The following is a 16,226-nucleotide window of genomic DNA, read 5'->3' on the forward strand; positions in this document are numbered from 1 at the left end:
ACAATGGCAAACGCTCGGCGTAAGCGTCGCCCATCTCTTCAACTTTATCGTTGGAAATGGGCGGGCAAAGGCCCTCAAGACAGAACACTGAGCGGCGAAACCCTTGGCCGTAATAAAGCGGAGGTAACGGCTGAACTGGCGGGGCAAAGCATCAATGTTAAGCGCATTCGCAAAATAAACAGCCTCAGCGGCGCAGGCCGTATTAAGCCTACCGACGTGATGGTGTTTGCGCGCCAAATGGCGACCATGATTCGCGCCGGTATTCCTTTGTTACAGGCTTTCCAAGTCGTCGGCGAAAGTCTGAAAAAGCCCGCCATGGCCATGTTGGTAGAGCAGATGAGGAGCGATGTTTCATCGGGGTCAAGCTTTTCTGATGCGTTACGCCGTCACCCAAAACATTTTGATCAATTGTTTGTTAACCTTATCGATGCTGGCGAACAAGCTGGTGCGCTGGATCAGATGCTGGACCGTGTCGCGACTTACAAAGAGAAAGTGGAATCGCTAAAAGCGCGCGTTAAGAAAGCCCTTTGGTACCCTAGCGCCGTGATGATCGTCGGCATATCGGTCACTCTGCTGCTGCTGATTAAGGTCGTCCCCCAGTTTGAAAGCATGTTTAGTAATTTTGATGCGGAGCTTCCTGCCCTGACTCAAATGACCGTTAACTTATCCGAACTTGCTCAACGCTATTGGCTTGTGGCCCTGGGTAGCCTGGTGGCCACGGGGCTAGCCATCAAAATCAGCGTTCAACGCTCACCCAAGATTGCTTATGGCATGGACGTTTTGGTGCTTCGCTTACCGGTGATCGGCGACATTATGCATAAATCCTCCCTTGCCCGTTTTGCGCGCACCTTAGCAACGACCTTTGCTTCCGGCGTACCGTTGATGGAAGGTTTAGAGACCGCCTCTGGGGCCGTGGGCAATAAAGTTTATGAACGCGCCGTCATACAAACCCGTAAAGATGTTGCGACCGGGCAGCAGCTACACTTTGCCATGCGCATGACCAACCGCTTTCCTCCCCTGGCAATTCAAATGGTCAGCATCGGCGAAGAGTCGGGTTCGTTGGATGCCATGCTGAACCGCGTTGCTGATTATTACGAAGAAGAAGTCGACAATAAAGTCGACGCCCTCACCTCCCTAATGGAGCCGATTATTATCGTCGTATTGGGCGTACTGGTGGGCGGCGTCGTTGTGTCTATATACTTGCCAATCTTCAGCTTAGGCTCGGCTCTCTAACTTAGGCGCGGCCTTCTAAAATGCCTTACACCGGCAACTCATCCATTCAAACTAACCCATTCGTATAGGGACATTCATGCATTACCCTCCACTGATTGTATGGTTCATGGCTTTATTGGTTGGGCTGTGCTTAGGCAGTTTTCTTAATGTGGTTATCACGCGCCTACCGGTCATGCTGATGCGCCATTGGCGGCGTGAAGCGCGTGCAGCGCTTGAGCTGGATGAGGAACCCTCGCCACGCTTCAATTTGGCCACACCAGGCTCAATGTGCCCCCGCTGTGAAACCCCGATTGCCTGGCACGACAACCTGCCGCTGATTGGCTGGATTAAACGCCGCGGGCGGTGTGCAGGGTGCCAAACGAGCATCAGCATACAATATCCGCTAGTGGAAATGGCCGGTGGCCTCCTTGCCTTGGCGGTAGTGGCACTCCATGGCCTCACTGCAGAGTCATTATTTATTTACGGCGCCTGCCTGATGCTGTTAGCACTCGCCGTGATTGATCTTCGCACCCAGTTATTGCCGGATATCATTACGCTCCCGCTACTGTGGGCCGGCTTACTTTTTCAGCTACTCTTCCAGCCGTTTATGCTCTCCGATGCCGTTATTGGCGTAATGGTGGGCTATCTTTCTCTTTGGAGTTTTTATTGGCTGTTCAAACTCGTCACCGGTAAAGAGGGCATGGGCTTTGGCGACTTTAAGCTGCTGGCAGCGCTGGGTGCCTGGCTAGGCTGGAGCTTTTTACCACTTATCTTGATACTTTCCGCAGGGCTTGGCGCGGTGGTTGGTTTAACTGCGCAGGCCTGCGCGCCTCGCTTACGTGGCAAACCATTACCCTTTGGGCCTTTTCTTGCCCTCGCTGGTTGGGTAGCGTTATTAGTTGGCGATGAGCTAATGGCGCTGTATCTCAGCCTGCTTATTTAACGTTTAACGATTGTTATTTTTTTATTAAAGCTGGGTTATTAAATTTAGGCTATTAAAACTGAGCTAGTGAATTTGGGTTATTGAAAACTGAGCTAAGTGAGGCAGCAGATGATTATCGGATTAACCGGTGGCATTGGGTCGGGCAAATCGACGGTTGCGCGCGCCTTTGAAACGCTCGGCGCTGCCTCGGTCGATGCTGACGATGTCGCCAGAGAAATCGTTCTACCTGGCGAACCGGCACTATTAGCCATTAAAAACCGCTTCGGTGACCAGGTCATCCATCAGGATGGCACGCTTAATCGCGCGGCCCTACGCGCTATTATTTTTAAAGACCCAGAGCAGCGGCGGTGGTTAGAATCAGTCACACACCCCAAAATAAGAGAACGTCTATTGCAGCACTTAGCGCAGCTTAAAACACAAGGCGCGCCTTATGTGCTGCTGGTATCACCGCTGCTATTTGAGTCGGGCCAAAATGCGCTGGTCAACCGAGCGGTCGTGGTCGATGTACCACAAGCGCTACAATTATCGAGAACCCAGCAACGTGATGGGGTGAGCGAAAGCCAAGTGCATGCTATTCTCGCCGCCCAGCTTTCCCGCGAACAGCGGCTAGCACAGGCAGATGACGTGATAGATAACAGCGGTGACCACCGCAGCATGATGGAGCAAGTGGTGCGGCTGGATCAACGCTACCGTCAACTGCTTAACGACTGAGATATCGCCCCCGTTAACGCAATTGGAGTTTTTATGGTTCGCCCTGCAAACGATTCCCCGCTTGAAGTTAGTTGCCCTCAGTGCGCTAAGCCCGTGCCTTGGCTGCCTGAGAGCACCTATCGCCCTTTCTGCAGCAAACGCTGCCAACTGTTAGATTTAGGTGCCTGGGCCGATGAGTCGCACCGCATATCGGGCGAATCGGCGATGGATGAAGCTGATATAGAGACACTGTTGGCGCAAGCCGACAAGGATGCGCCGCTCTCCTAACGCACCCAGGCAATCGACGTTTTAAGTCCCGCAATCCACATGGCTACCACAATGCCTGAGCAACCATCGCCTTCGGCCTATCATCTGCTGCTTCAGCTGGAGCAGCAGTTTGACACTTTAATTAACACGATTGAGACCGCTGTTTCGCTTTTTGAACGCCAACAACCGGCATCGTGGGTCTTTCATCAAGCCACTCCCGCTCGCCACTGGCTACGCGAAGCGCTTTTCGATATGTGGCATGAACAAGATCAGGATGGTCGCGAAACGCGCAACTACATTGCCATTGTGGCTGCTAATGATGAATTACTGGCAGCGGTAGACACCGTGAACCAAGCTAAAAAAAGTTTTGCTGAGCTGCTGCAGCATATTAAACAGGCTTTTCCACAAACCTTGAGCGACGCCAAAAGCCGCCTGCCGCAACGCCATCCCTACGTTGATGAAGCGTTACGGCGCAATGGGCTTGCCCGTCTGCATCTTAAGCAGAGCTGGCGTCAACTGCCCATCGCACAAGCCCCCGTTTCACGGGTTCGCTTTGCGTGGTATAGCAGTGGTCGCTCCATAAAGCGGCTGAGCGTTCAAGAGGCTGAGCAAAAGCTTTTAAAGCTTGATACCGATGCAGCGCATATCCGTATTCAACTACGCAAACTAGCCAGCATCCCAAGCGGCGAAGTGCTCGCCCAGGTGCAAACGCAGGCTCCCCTTATGCGGGCAAATCTATTTTTTACCGAGCCACTCGATGATGGCCATACAAGGCGGGCGCTGAATGCCGCCATGCCTATCTTCGTGCCAGACAATGACCAGCGACTGCCACACATAAACCTGCCCGCTTTACAGCCCCCCACCACCCGCACACGGGCACGTCGGCGCGATGAAAAGCTTGAGCCAGATGTATTTCTGCCGAGTTTGCGCGTTTACCGCTACCGTTAGCAATACCACACGTAGGATATAGTAGAGGTGCTAACTACCTGGCACTTGATCTCTACCTGGCACTTGATCCTGCTGCCATAACCCATAGCCAAGTAGTGTTTCGACCAGTTCGGCCAGATCGCCATGGTCAATACCATACTCATTCAGCAAAGCTTCAAAGCGCTGTTTGAACACACGCTCCTGCTCTTGTTGTTGTTCCTTCTGCTTGGCTTCTACATCATCTTGCTCCAATGCCGCAAGCGACCTTACCGGCGGCCCCGTCGGTATATCAAAATCGCTTTCAGGATCGTCTAACTGACGTAACGCCTGCGCAAAGGCATCGTCTAGTTCACGAAATTTACGCAGCTTTTCACGCTCATCTACCGGCTTTTGAACCTTTTGATATTTCATCGATGTTTCATTTACACCTTGCTTGAAATGGTCGACATGGCTACATACGTAGCGTTTTTTGCAAAAACTGTGCACAAACGCATAAAGATAACGAGCAAACTTGCCTCTTCCACCCTGTTGCCAGCATAAAGGCAACATCATTAGGCACACGTGGGTGACAAACATTTTATCAAATACGCCACAGTCAGCGATAACTCAAAAATTGATGCTTAGCATCAACATAGCGACAAGTAGCCTGAACAGAGATTCAACTCTTATCTAAACGCTGAATATTTGCTCTTCAGCTAGGTTACCAACACTAACGCACAGGGAGAGTGCACTACAGGCGAGATAAGCACGACCTGTACGATTCACGCATGAGAGGCCAGATAATGTTCAACGCGATGACATGAGCTAAGATCTGGCTGCAGGGCACACTTGATAAGCCACTCGGTATTGAAGACCTGGTTAACCATACTGGTTATTCGTCTTCCCAAGTTCGGCGCCAATTTCGCCAAAGCTTTCAAATTACGCCGAGCGCCTACCGCGAAAAAAAGACGGTTAGAACGGGCGGCTGTATTGTTAGCCCTTACGCCTCTCAATATAGCGCAAATTGCGATATGTTGTGGGTATCATAATCATTCATCCTTTTCACGCGCATTTCAGCGTCGCTATCTGCTCAGGCCACGCAATTTTCGGCAACCACTAAAAAGCGCGTTGTCATATTCAATGCCTAATTCAGGCCTCAAGACGAACATCCAAAAAGCCAGTGACCGCCAAATGCTCCTAATGCACCTCTATCAAGCTCCCTAGCGTATTAAAGGGCTAGGGGATGCAAGCTATCATAACGAGCAGCTAGCCTGCTTACCGGCGCGATTAAGCCTATCGACAACCACCATTTCACTACCTGCTATACTATCGGCCAAAGTGGATGCACTTAATAATGAATATTTTCATTCTTACCGCACAGACGTAGGTCTTTACCTTGAACAAACAGATAACGCTCAAGACATTGCCTTACCGGTGCCTTATCGGCGGGCCGACACTCCAACCCATTACTATTCAAGTACGCTTTGGTGATTTAGCTGATCTTTATGGTGCATTGGCGCAGACCATCACGCACGTGCTTTACAGTCAGGATAGCTTCCACGTAAGCGGCCAGCCGCCTCAGGCCTTATGGAAAGCACATTATTTAGAGCTTCGGCTCCCGCTTATAGGCCAGCAGGAAGGATAACGTCTTTGAGGCACCGCTGAGCAGAGATCATAAAAAACCGGCACTCCTGTAAAGAAATGCCGGTTATTAACTTGCTTAATCTTCCATGCGAACCAGCCAGGATTCGACGGCTTCATCACCATACTCATCCTTCCAGCTACGCAGACCTTTATGATTGCCGCCGCGCGTTTCGATGACTTCCCCAGTTTTAGGGTTTTTATAAATTTTAAGACGACGCTTACGGCGCGCATTGCCACTAGCCGTCGTTTTAACACTACGCTGGTCAGAAGCGGGATCTAATAAAGCAATGACGTCACTGGGACGCTTGCCGAACTCAGTCATAAGCGCTTCAAGTTTGGCCTTGAATTCCAACTCGCTTTTAAGGCGCTGATCGCCTTCTAAGCGCTGTAGGTCTTCTTGAAGCTGCTTCAGCTGCTGTTCTTTTTGGATATATTCGTTAAGTAATGACATCGAGGTTCCTTTAGTATCGTATCCAACTGAACGGGGTCCAACTGAAAGGGGTTCAACTGGTTTAGGTGCTAACTTGACAACCTTGGCACCTACTAGTTCAGAATGCTGGGACATTATTGCTGCAAAAAGACTAACTGACAACAGTCTAGTTGATTTTTACTCAATTACTAATCGTTTTTTAAAAACACAACTGCTATTTAAAGTGTTTTATAACCCTAATAGCGCATCATTGCTATGTGTCATCTATTAGAAGCGTTCAACACTTACAAACAAAAGCGCCGCCCATAAGGGCGGCGCTTTTATCAACCAATAACTAATCGATAATTAGTCTTGGCCCATCTGCTGCTTGATCAGGTCGCCGATTGTAGTCGGGCCACCCGCAGTTTCCGGCTCTTGCTCACGAATCTTCTTCAGATTCTGACGCGTATCGTCCTGGTCTTTCGCTTTAACCGACAGATTAATCTGGCGGCTCTTGCGGTCAACACTCACAATACGGGCTTCTACACTGTCGCCTTCATTCAGCACGTTGCGCGCATCTTCTACGCGGTCAGCACTGATTTCAGAGGCTTTCAGCACAGCAATAACGTCAGTCGCCAATTCAACTTGAGCTTCTTTAGCATCAACTTCAATGACGCGACCCGTTACGATGCTGCCCTTATCATTGACTGATAGGTACTCAGCAACGGGGTCAGAATCCATCTGCTTGATGCCCAGCGAGATGCGCTCACGCTCAGGATCAATAGACAGGATAACGGCTTCAGCTTCGTCGCCTTTCTTAAAGCTGCGTACGGCCTCTTCGCCAGTATCAATCCAAGAAATATCAGACAGGTGAACCAGACCGTCAATACCGCCTTCTAGGCCGATAAAGATACCGAAGTCAGTAATTGACTTGATGGTACCGGAAACACGATCGCCCTTGTTGTAGTCAGTATTGAAGGTTTCCCAGGGGTTAGCAGTGCACTGCTTAATACCCAGAGAAATACGACGACGCTCTTCGTCGATATCCAACACCATGACGTCAACATCATCGCCTACTTGAACGACTTTAGACGGATGGATGTTTTTGTTAGTCCAGTCCATTTCAGAGACGTGAACCAGACCTTCAACACCCTCTTCCAGCTCGGCAAAGCAACCGTAGTCAGTCAGGTTAGTGACGACTGCGTGCACTTTCATGCCTTCTGGGTAACGCTCTTTAATGTTGACCCACGGATCTTCGCCCAACTGCTTCAGACCCAGTGAAACGCGATTGCGCTCACGGTCAAACTTCAGAACCTTGACGTTGATCTCGTCGCCAACGGCAACGATTTCGGACGGATGCTTGATACGCTTCCACGCCATGTCTGTAATGTGCAGAAGGCCGTCAACACCACCCAGGTCTACGAAAGCGCCGTAGTCTGTCAGGTTCTTAACGATACCCTTGATCTGCTGGCCTTCCTGCAGAGTAGCCAGCAACGCTTCGCGCTCGGCACTGTTCTCTGCTTCCAGAACCGCACGACGTGATACCACAACGTTGTTGCGCTTCGGATCGAGCTTGATAACTTTGAAGTCCAGCTCTTTATTTTCCAGGTGCGCAGTGTCGCGAACCGGACGAACGTCAACCAACGAGCCAGGCAAGAAGGCACGGATAGAGTCAACTTCAACTGTGAAGCCGCCTTTAACCTTACCGTTAATAACGCCCTTGATGATTTCGTCTTTCTCGAAGGCTGCTTCCAGAATCTTCCAAGCTTCTGCACGCTTGGCTTTTTCACGAGACAGACGCGTTTCACCGAAGCCATCTTCAACGGCTTCCAGTGCAACGTGCACGTCGTCACCGATAGCGATGTTCAGGTTACCGTGTTCATCGCGGAATTGTGACGCCGGAATCTGACCTTCAGATTTTAGGCCAGCGTTGACAGTAACCCAGTCACCGTCAATGTCGACAACCTGAGCCGCGACAATTGCGCCTGGCTCCATGTTGATGTCGTTAAGAGACTGTTCAAACAGCTCAGCAAAGCTTTCGCTCATGGTGTTCCTACGTAATTACGTTGTTGAGGCATAAATGCCTTCTCCGCACCACCAGCAAGTGCGGGCCTAATGTCACTCAGCCTTTGGGGGTGTTAACGCTGGTTAGACCTGACCGGGCTCACCGATGTGAGTTTAGTGCCCTGCCACGTCGTGACACCTATCCAAAAGCGCCGCAAGGGAGAATCACACGCCGCTTACCAGCCCTCTTTGGGCGAGCAGTTCGGTCAGTCGATCAACCACTTCCGGTATGCTCAGACGCGTGGTATCAAGCGTAATGGCATCATCTGCCGGCTTGAGAGGGGCCACGCTGCGTTGCGTGTCGCGTGCATCGCGTGCCTGAATCTCCTTCAAAAGACTCGAAAGACTAGCATTCACCCCGGCTTCCTGCAACTGCAGATGACGTCGACGCGCCCGTTCATCGGCGCTTGCCGTCAAAAAAATCTTTAGCGGGGCATCGGGAAAGACCACTGTGCCCATATCACGCCCATCCGCGACCAACCCTGGCGTTTGGCAAAAATCGCGCTGCCGCTGCAGCAGTGCTTGGCGTACGGCAGGTAGCGCCGCTACTTGTGAGGCACGCTCGCCAGCCTGTTCGGTACGAATCACCTGGCCAACGTCTTCTCCTTCTAGCAACGTACGCGGCTGGCCATCTTCAACCGGAAAGGCCACATCTAACTGCTCCGCTAAGCGGGCAAGCCCAGCCTCATCGTCAACCGCTACGTTATGCTTAACCGCCGCTTGAGCCGTCAGCCGATAAAGTGCACCACTATCCAGTAAATGCCAGCCCAGGCGTTCCGCCACTAAACCACTAATGGTGCCTTTACCCGCCCCACCTGGGCCATCAATGGTGAGAACGGGAACAGCTGAAGCGCGATCATTCATGCGCACCCTCCACGCTAACGCGCATGCCGATGCGCGTGGCTAATTCAACGAAATCTGGGAAAGAGGTCGCCACATTAGCGCAGTCTTCAATCTCAATTTCTGCACTCGCACGCAGTGATGAAATCGCGAACGCCATGGCAATACGGTGATCGCCCAGACTATCGATACACCCGCCGCCGTAGCTCGCTTTTTGCGCATCGCCATTGCCGTCAATATCTATACCGTCGTCAAGCAGGGTGTGTTTAATACCCAAAATAGCCATGCCATCCGCCATCGCCTGGAGGCGATCAGACTCTTTGACGCGCAGTTCTTCGGCGCCTCTTAGACGGGTCACGCCATCGGCGTTGGCGGCAGCAATAAAGAGGGCAGGAAATTCATCAATCGCTAACGGCACTTGATCAACGGGAATATCGATGCCTTTCAGCGGTGCATAGCGGATACGAATATCGGCTACCGGCTCGCCGCCTACTTCGCGCTCGTTCTCAAGCGTTAAATCGGCCCCCATCAAATTCAGAATATTGATGACGCCTATCCGGGTAGGGTTAATTCCCACGTGCTCTAACGTGATATCAGCATCTGGCGTAATCGCCGCCGCAACCAAGAAGAAGGTTGCAGAAGAGATATCAGAAGGCACATCAATCGGGCCCGCTGTTAGCTTACCGCCACCCTGCAGCCAGCAGGTATCGCCTTCTCGGGAAACCGCATAACCAAAGCCATTGAGCATACGCTCGGTATGATCACGGGTCGGCGCAGGTTCGCGCACCCGCGTTTCGCCCTCCGCGTAAAGCCCCGCCAACAGCAGGCAGGATTTCACCTGGGCACTGGCCATGGGCATATCGTAATGAATGCCCTTGAGGTTAGCGCCGCCGTGAATTTTCAGCGGTGGGCGACCACCCTCAGCCGTATCAATAGTGGCTCCCATTAAGCGTAGCGGGTCAGCCACGCGCCCCATGGGGCGCTTGGTCAGCGACTCATCGCCGGTTAGCTCGCTATCAAACGCCTGACCCGCGAGCAGGCCGGAAAACAGCCGCATGGCGGTGCCCGAGTTGCCTACATAGAGCGGCCCTGCGGGGGCTTTTAAACCGTGCATGCCAACGCCATGGATGGTGACTTTACCTTGATGTGGCCCTTCGATCGCCACACCCATTTCACGAAACGCCTGCAGGGTCGCCAGACTGTCTTCGCCTTCCAGAAAGCCTTTCACTTCAGTAACACCCTCTGCCAGCGCGCCCAGCATAATGGAGCGATGCGACATGGATTTATCGCCCGGTACGCGCAAGCGCCCCTGGGCTTGACCGCCCGGCTGCACACGGTAGGTGACCTTACCTTGTGGTTGCATATGATATTCCGCCTGATAACTGGTTTTATTCAATAAGGAGTCGAAATAGTGCCGGGCATGGCTGGCCCGATCAAAGGTGGCAATCAGCGCATCGCTGTCACCGGCTTCTACCGCCTGACGCAAGCGCAAAAGCCCCGCTTCAAAATCATCCAACGATGCTAAAACCGCCTGTTTATTGGCAATGAAAATATCTCGCCACATCACCGGGTCGCTACCCGCGATACGGGTAAAATCGCGAAAACCGCCGGCCGCATAGCGAAAAATATCTAACCGCTCATCCTGACGGGCCAACGTATCCACCAATGAGAATGCAAGCAGATGGGGCAAATGACTGGTACGCGCCAGCACTTGATCATGGCGCTCTACGTCCATTTCCAGCACATCGGCACCGCAGGCTTCCCACAAGCAACGCACTCGCATCAAAGCGTCGGCATCTACGTTGGGCTCGGGGGTAAGTATCACCTTATGATCCACATAAAGGCGTGGATTCGCCGCCGCCACACCACTTTTCTCTGAACCGGCAATAGGGTGTCCCAGCACCATATTGGTAGGCACTTGACCAAATACTCGTTGGGCGCAGGCGCGGATAGCGGCCTTGGTGCTACCAACATCGGTAATAACCACACTCGGTGACGCAGATGCCAGGACACCCGCCAAATGGGTCATTACACTTTCCATTGCCAGCACCGGCACCGCCAGCACCACCATGGTAGCGCCACTCACCTGCGCCGCAAGATGGGTACCGCCTGAGTCGATCAGCCCCATCTCTATACCGCGGGCGATTTCATTTTTATCAGGATCACAGGCAACAATCTGCCCCTTAAATCCTGAAGCGCGCAGGGCTGCCGCAAGCGAACCACCAATCAATCCCAGACCAACAATTAATAAGCGCGACTCATGACAAGATGATGTTGTTACGCTGCTTCCATCCATTAATGTCACAGTACCCCTATCGGATAGGAACCCAGCACACGCAAGTCCGCTGCTCGCAGCTGCACCTCTTCAAGCGCTGCCGCGACCTTGGGCTCATCACGATGGCCTTTAAAGTCGATAAAAAAGACATAGTTCCAAACGCCGGTGCGCGAAGGGCGCGTTTCGAGACGGGTTAAATCGATCTGATGACGATGAAACGGCTCAAGCAGAGCGTGGAGCGTCCCCGGCTGATTGCGCATGGCGACGACAATGGAGGTTTTGTCTTCGCCTGCCATGGGCACATCCTGGTTACCAATAATCAAAAACCGCGTCGAGTTATCGGGCCGATCTTCAATCTTTTCAGCAATGTGAGTAAGTCCGTATAGCTTCGCTGCCATATCCCCCGCAATGGCCGCGCTATGCCACTCGGTTTTGACTAACTTAGCCGCTTCCGCATTAGAGGAAACCGGCACGCGCTCCGCATGGGGATAGTGAGCATCGAGCCATTTCCGACATTGCCCGAAGGATTGCGGGTGGGAATAGATACGCGACACTTTATCGCGGCGGGTCGTTTCGCTGACCAACAGATGATGATGAATACGCAGCACCACCTCGCCACAAATTTTGATGGAGGAGTCCATAAAGGTATCAAGAGTGTGATTGACTACCCCTTCGGTGGAGTTTTCCACCGGCACCACGCCGTAATGCACAGCGCCCGCCTCAACTTCACGAAACACTTCATCAATCGCCGCCATGGGCAAACTAACCGCACTTTCACCAAAGTGCTTGAGCGCTGCCTGCTGAGTGAAAGTGCCCTCAGGGCCCAAATAGGCCACTTTAACCGGCTGCTCTAATGCCAAACACGCCGACATGATTTCACGAAACAGCCGCGCCATCTCTTCTGAATCAAGTGGGCCTTTATTCAAGGCCATGATGCGCCGCAGCACCTGCACTTCTCGCTCAGGGCGGTAGAACACCGCATCTTTATCTTCGGCCAGCTTCACATGCGCCACTTGCTGGGCACAGCTGGCGCGCTCACTGATCAGATTCAGAATATCGCTATCTAGCTGATCGATTCGCTGGCGCAGCTCATCCAGATTGATCGACGTGTCGGACATGGTGTTTAGCCCCTTGTTTGTTCGAAATCGGCCATAAATGCGATCAGCGCATCTACCGCAGACTCAGGCACTGCGTTATATAGGCTAGCCCGCATACCGCCCACGCTGCGGTGGCCTTTTAAATTGAGCAGCCCCGCCGCATCGGCTTGTTGTAAAAACGCTTTATCCAGCGCCGCATCGGCCAAGACAAACGGTACGTTCATACGCGAGCGATTGTGCTTAGCAATCGGGTTGCTATAAAAGTCGCTGGCATCAATCGCCGCATAAAGCTTATCGGCTTTGCGCTGATTAATGACGTCCATCGCTGCTAGTCCACCAATGTCGTCTTTTAGCCACTGAAAGACTAAGCCCGCCAAATACCAAGCGTAGGTCGGCGGCGTATTCACCATCGAACCCGCTTCGGCCAGCATTTTGTAATCAAACAGCGAAGGAATGTTGGCTTGGGCTTTGCCTAACAAGTCGTCACGAACGACGGCCAACGTTAAACCAGCGGGGCCGATATTTTTCTGCGCCCCCGCGTAGATCACGCCGAAATCGCTAACATCGATCGGCCCAGACAGGATATTTGACGACATATCGCAGACCAACGGTACGCTAGCGCCATCGGCACGCTGCACATTGGGCGTATAGTCAAACTCCAAGCCACCAATCGTTTCGTTCGACGTGTAGTGTAAATAGGCCGCGTCATCGCTAACGCTAATGGTATCCAGCGCAGGCACCGCCATGTGGCCATTAGCTTCGCTACTTGCGGCTACATGACAAGCGAACCCAAGGCGCTTTGCTTCGCTAAGCGCTTTTTTGCCCCAGATACCGGTCTGAATGAAGTTGCCGCTACCGCCCTGTCCCAGCAGGTTCATCGGCAGCATGGCAAATTGCATACTGGCGCCGCCCTGCAAAAACAGCACCTTATAGTTATCTGGCACGCCTAGAAGCTCACGAAAATCAGCTTCTGCACGTTCAGCAATGGCAACAAACTCGTCGCTGCGGTGGCTCATTTCCATGACGGAAAGGCCACGTCCATGGTAGTCCAGTAACTCTTCCTGGGCGCGTTCCAGTACGGCTACTGGCAGGGCCGCTGGCCCTGCGCAGAAATTATAATGACGTGTCATCAGTCCCCGGTTCCTGTGCGTCATCGGATGATTCACTCGTCTGAACGTCTTCAGGTCGCTCATCAAGGCTAGCTTCGACACCCTCTTCGGCACCTTCCTCAAGAGCGGTCAGATCGACTTCGGCGGGCTCATCAACACGAACGGTTTTGACTAATTTTTCTTCTTTACCCAGACGAATCAACATCACGCCCTGGGTATTACGCGAGGTGGTTGAAACCTCTTCAACACGCGTACGCACCAGCGTGCCACGGTCAGTGATCAGCATCATTTCATCGCTGTCATAAACCTGCATCGCCGCCACTAGCGAACCGTTACGCTCGCTGGTTTGCATGGCGATAACACCCTGACCACCACGACCACGCAGCGGGAACTCTTCCAGGCGCGTGCGCTTACCATAACCGTTCTCACTGGCGGTCATAATGTAGATCTGACCATCGGCGGTTTCGGTCACGACGCTCTCTTGCGTCCCATTCTGAGTTTCTTCTTCGGCATCCGCTTCGGCGTCGATTTGCTGGCTCTTGGGAATAATCAAGCTGATGACTTCCGCATCGCCGGCCAAGCGCATACCACGCACGCCCCGAGCAGTACGACCCATGGCGCGGGCTTTACCCTCTTCAAAGCGAATGGCCTTGCCGTTAGACGACAGCAGCATGGCATGATCATTACCGGTGGTAATGGCAGCGCCCACTAAGCGGTCGCCCTCTTCAAGGTCAATGGCGATAAGACCTACGCTACGCGGGCGCGAGAACTGCTCAAGGCTGGTACGTTTGACGGTACCTTTGGCCGTGGCAAAGAAGATGTAATTATCAGGATTGTAGTCGCGCACCGGCAAGATCGCGTTAACCGCTTCGCCCTCTTCCAGCGGCAGCATATTGACCAGCGGCTTGCCACGCGAGCCGCGGCTGGCGTTGGGCATTTCATACACTTTCAGCCAGTACACTTTGCCGCGATTGGAGAACAGCAGCACGGTATCGTGAGTAGACGCCACCAGAAGGTGCTCAATCACATCTTCGTCTTTCATGGCGGTAGCAGACTTACCGCGACCACCACGACGCTGGGCTTGGTAATCCGACAGCGGCTGCGTCTTGGCGTAACCAGAGCGCGACACGGTCACGACCATGTCTTCTTCGGCGATCAAGTCTTCAATCGAAAGATCCAGGTGGCTGGCCTGAATTTCAGTACGACGGTCATCACCAAACTGATCACGCACGGCGTGCAGCTCTTCCCGGATCACTTCCATCAAGCGATCAGCTGATGCCAGGATCTCGGTTAGCTCGGCAATTTTCTCAAGAATATTCAAGTATTCGTCGAGCAGTTTCTCGGTCTCAAGGCCCGTCAAACGGTGCAGACGTAACTCAAGAATCGCCTGCGCCTGGGCGGGCGAAAGCCGATAAGAGGTGGCCGCGGTATTTAATCCAAAGCCCTCTTCCAGCTCCTCTGGCTTGCAAGAAGTAGCCCCGGCCCGTTCCAACATGGCGGTCACCTGACCAGGCTGCCAAGTTTGAGCGAGGAGCTTTTCACGCGCTTCTGCCGCGTTGGGTGAAGCTTTGATAAGCTCGATCACTTCGTCGATATTCGAGATAGCAACGGCCAAGCCTTCCAACAAATGACCACGCTCACGGGCTTTTTTCAGCTCATACAGCGTTCGCCGGGTAACCACTTCTCGCCGGTGGCGAATAAAGGCTTCCAGCATTTCTTTGAGGTTGAGCGTGCGGGGCTGACCATTTTCCAGCGCCACCATGTTAATCCCGAACACGTTTTGCAGCTGCGTTTGGGCAAACAGGTTATTGACCACTACTTCGCCGGACTCGCCGCGCTTGATTTCAATCACCACGCGCAGGCCATCTTTATCCGACTCATCGCGCAGCTCAGCGATGCCTTCGATCTTCTTCTCTTTCACCAGCTCGGCAATCTTTTCAATTAACCGCGCTTTGTTCACCTGATACGGCAGCTCACTAATAATAATGTGATCGCGACCGGTTTTATCATGATGTTCGATGGTGTGGCAGGCGCGCACATAAATACGCCCACGGCCGGTACGATAGGCCGACAAGATACCCGCGCGACCATTGATAATCGCCCCGGTGGGGAAATCAGGCCCGGGGATGTACTCCATCAGGTCATCCACGGTCAGCGTGTAGTCGTCGATTAAGGCTAAGCAGCCATCAATCACTTCACGCATATTGTGCGGCGGAATATTGGTTGCCATACCTACCGCAATGCCCGAGGAGCCATTGATCAGCAAATTGGGCGTTTTGGTAGGCAAGACCGCGGGAATACGTTCAGTACCGTCGTAGTTATCGACCCAGTCGACGGTATCTTTTTCCAGGTCCGCGAGCAGTTCGTGGGCAAGGCGCGACATCCGCACCTCGGTATAACGCATGGCGGCCGCGTTATCCCCATCAATTGAACCGAAGTTGCCCTGGCCGTCGACCAGCACATGACGCATCGAAAAGTGCTGCGCCATACGTACGATGGTGTCGTATACCGCGCTATCACCGTGCGGATGGTATTTACCGATGACATCGCCGACGACACGCGCCGACTTCTTGTACGGTTTATTCCAGTCATTACCCAGTTCATGCATGGCAAACAGCACACGCCGGTGAACCGGTTTAAGGCCATCCCGCACATCTGGAAGCGCGCGGCCGATAATGACGCTCATCGCATAGTCGAGATACGACTGTTTAAGCTCGTCTTCAATATTGACGGGCAAGATTTCTCTGGCGATGTCACCCATGAAAGTCAG

At 52.9% G+C, this 16,226-nt stretch carries 14 protein-coding genes and 1 pseudogene; 7 read left to right on the forward strand and 8 right to left on the reverse strand.

All coding sequences use genetic code 11. From position 1 onward, the window contains the following. Nucleotides 1-3 precede the first annotated feature (3 nt). The 5 genes from HZS80_RS03390 to HZS80_RS03410 all read left to right on the forward strand — a co-directional run bounded on the left by HZS80_RS03390 (nt 4) and on the right by HZS80_RS03410 (nt 4,060). Nucleotides 4-1,233: a type II secretion system F family protein gene (locus tag HZS80_RS03390; protein ID WP_218927562.1), complete on the forward strand. Its 1,230-nt coding sequence runs from the start codon at nt 4-6 to the stop codon at nt 1,231-1,233. A 76-nt stretch (nt 1,234-1,309) separates the two neighbouring features. Then, a complete protein-coding gene (locus tag HZS80_RS03395) occupies nt 1,310-2,155 on the forward strand; it encodes a prepilin peptidase (protein ID WP_179915175.1) in 846 nt (281 codons plus the stop codon). 108 nt (nt 2,156-2,263) lie between these two features. Beyond that, complete coding sequence (gene coaE / locus HZS80_RS03400; protein WP_035558541.1) at nt 2,264-2,866, forward strand: dephospho-CoA kinase; 603 nt, start codon at nt 2,264-2,266, stop codon at nt 2,864-2,866. Nucleotides 2,867-2,899: 33 nt separating this feature from the next. Then, nucleotides 2,900-3,133, forward strand: coding sequence for a DNA gyrase inhibitor YacG (gene yacG, locus HZS80_RS03405; protein WP_179915176.1), 234 nt, complete (start codon nt 2,900-2,902; stop codon nt 3,131-3,133). A 51-nt stretch (nt 3,134-3,184) separates the two neighbouring features. Next, nucleotides 3,185-4,060, forward strand: a complete 876-nt coding sequence (locus HZS80_RS03410; RefSeq protein ID WP_179915177.1) for a DNA replication terminus site-binding protein — start codon at nt 3,185-3,187, stop codon at nt 4,058-4,060. Nucleotides 4,061-4,090: 30 nt separating this feature from the next. Here HZS80_RS03410 and HZS80_RS03415 read toward each other — a convergent pair whose 3' ends face one another. Beyond that, entirely contained in the window at nt 4,091-4,591 is a 501-nt protein-coding gene (locus HZS80_RS03415) for a hypothetical protein (protein WP_340162607.1), read from the reverse strand. A gap of 293 nt (nt 4,592-4,884) precedes the next feature. On the opposite strand from HZS80_RS03415, the pseudogene HZS80_RS23945 reads away from it, so the two are divergent. Together HZS80_RS23945 and HZS80_RS23350 are read left to right on the forward strand one after the other, a co-directional pair. Next, nucleotides 4,885-4,932: pseudogene (locus HZS80_RS23945) on the forward strand (hypothetical protein); the annotation flags it as partial. Next, on the forward strand, nt 4,913-5,242 hold the full coding sequence (locus HZS80_RS23350; protein ID WP_340162608.1) for a helix-turn-helix domain-containing protein: 330 nt from the start codon (nt 4,913-4,915) through the stop codon (nt 5,240-5,242). The pseudogene HZS80_RS23945 and the gene HZS80_RS23350, both read left to right, overlap by 20 nt. Nucleotides 5,243-5,738: 496 nt before the next feature. Here HZS80_RS23350 and HZS80_RS03425 read toward each other — a convergent pair whose 3' ends face one another. From HZS80_RS03425 to gyrA, 7 genes are all read right to left on the reverse strand, one after another. After that, the gene (locus HZS80_RS03425) at nt 5,739-6,113 is read right to left on the reverse strand and encodes a histone-like nucleoid-structuring protein, MvaT/MvaU family (protein WP_008957328.1); all 375 of its coding nucleotides are present in this window, start codon (nt 6,111-6,113) and stop codon (nt 5,739-5,741) included. Nucleotides 6,114-6,437: 324 nt separating this feature from the next. Next, nucleotides 6,438-8,117, reverse strand: coding sequence for a 30S ribosomal protein S1 (rpsA, locus tag HZS80_RS03430; RefSeq protein ID WP_179915178.1), 1,680 nt, complete (start codon nt 8,115-8,117; stop codon nt 6,438-6,440). 183 nt (nt 8,118-8,300) lie between these two features. Beyond that, a complete protein-coding gene (cmk, locus tag HZS80_RS03435) occupies nt 8,301-8,999 on the reverse strand; it encodes a (d)CMP kinase (protein ID WP_035558555.1) in 699 nt (232 codons plus the stop codon). After that, nucleotides 8,992-11,271: a bifunctional prephenate dehydrogenase/3-phosphoshikimate 1-carboxyvinyltransferase gene (locus HZS80_RS03440; protein ID WP_179915179.1), complete on the reverse strand. Its 2,280-nt coding sequence runs from the start codon at nt 11,269-11,271 to the stop codon at nt 8,992-8,994. The genes cmk and HZS80_RS03440 overlap by 8 nt, the downstream gene beginning before the upstream one ends. Before the next feature lie 5 nt (nt 11,272-11,276). After that, nucleotides 11,277-12,368, reverse strand: coding sequence for a prephenate dehydratase (pheA, locus tag HZS80_RS03445; RefSeq protein ID WP_035558560.1), 1,092 nt, complete (start codon nt 12,366-12,368; stop codon nt 11,277-11,279). Between the two features lie 5 nt (nt 12,369-12,373). After that, nucleotides 12,374-13,477 carry a 3-phosphoserine/phosphohydroxythreonine transaminase gene (gene serC / locus HZS80_RS03450; RefSeq protein ID WP_035558563.1) on the reverse strand — a complete coding sequence of 368 codons (1,104 nt, stop codon included), beginning with the start codon at nt 13,475-13,477 and terminating at the stop codon, nt 12,374-12,376. Next, entirely contained in the window at nt 13,461-16,217 is a 2,757-nt protein-coding gene (gene gyrA / locus HZS80_RS03455; protein WP_179915180.1) for a DNA gyrase subunit A, read from the reverse strand. The genes serC and gyrA overlap by 17 nt, the downstream gene beginning before the upstream one ends. Nucleotides 16,218-16,226 lie beyond the last annotated feature (9 nt).

It is taken from the genome of Vreelandella glaciei (assembly GCF_013415125.1).
Lineage (GTDB): Bacteria > Pseudomonadota > Gammaproteobacteria > Pseudomonadales > Halomonadaceae > Vreelandella > Vreelandella glaciei.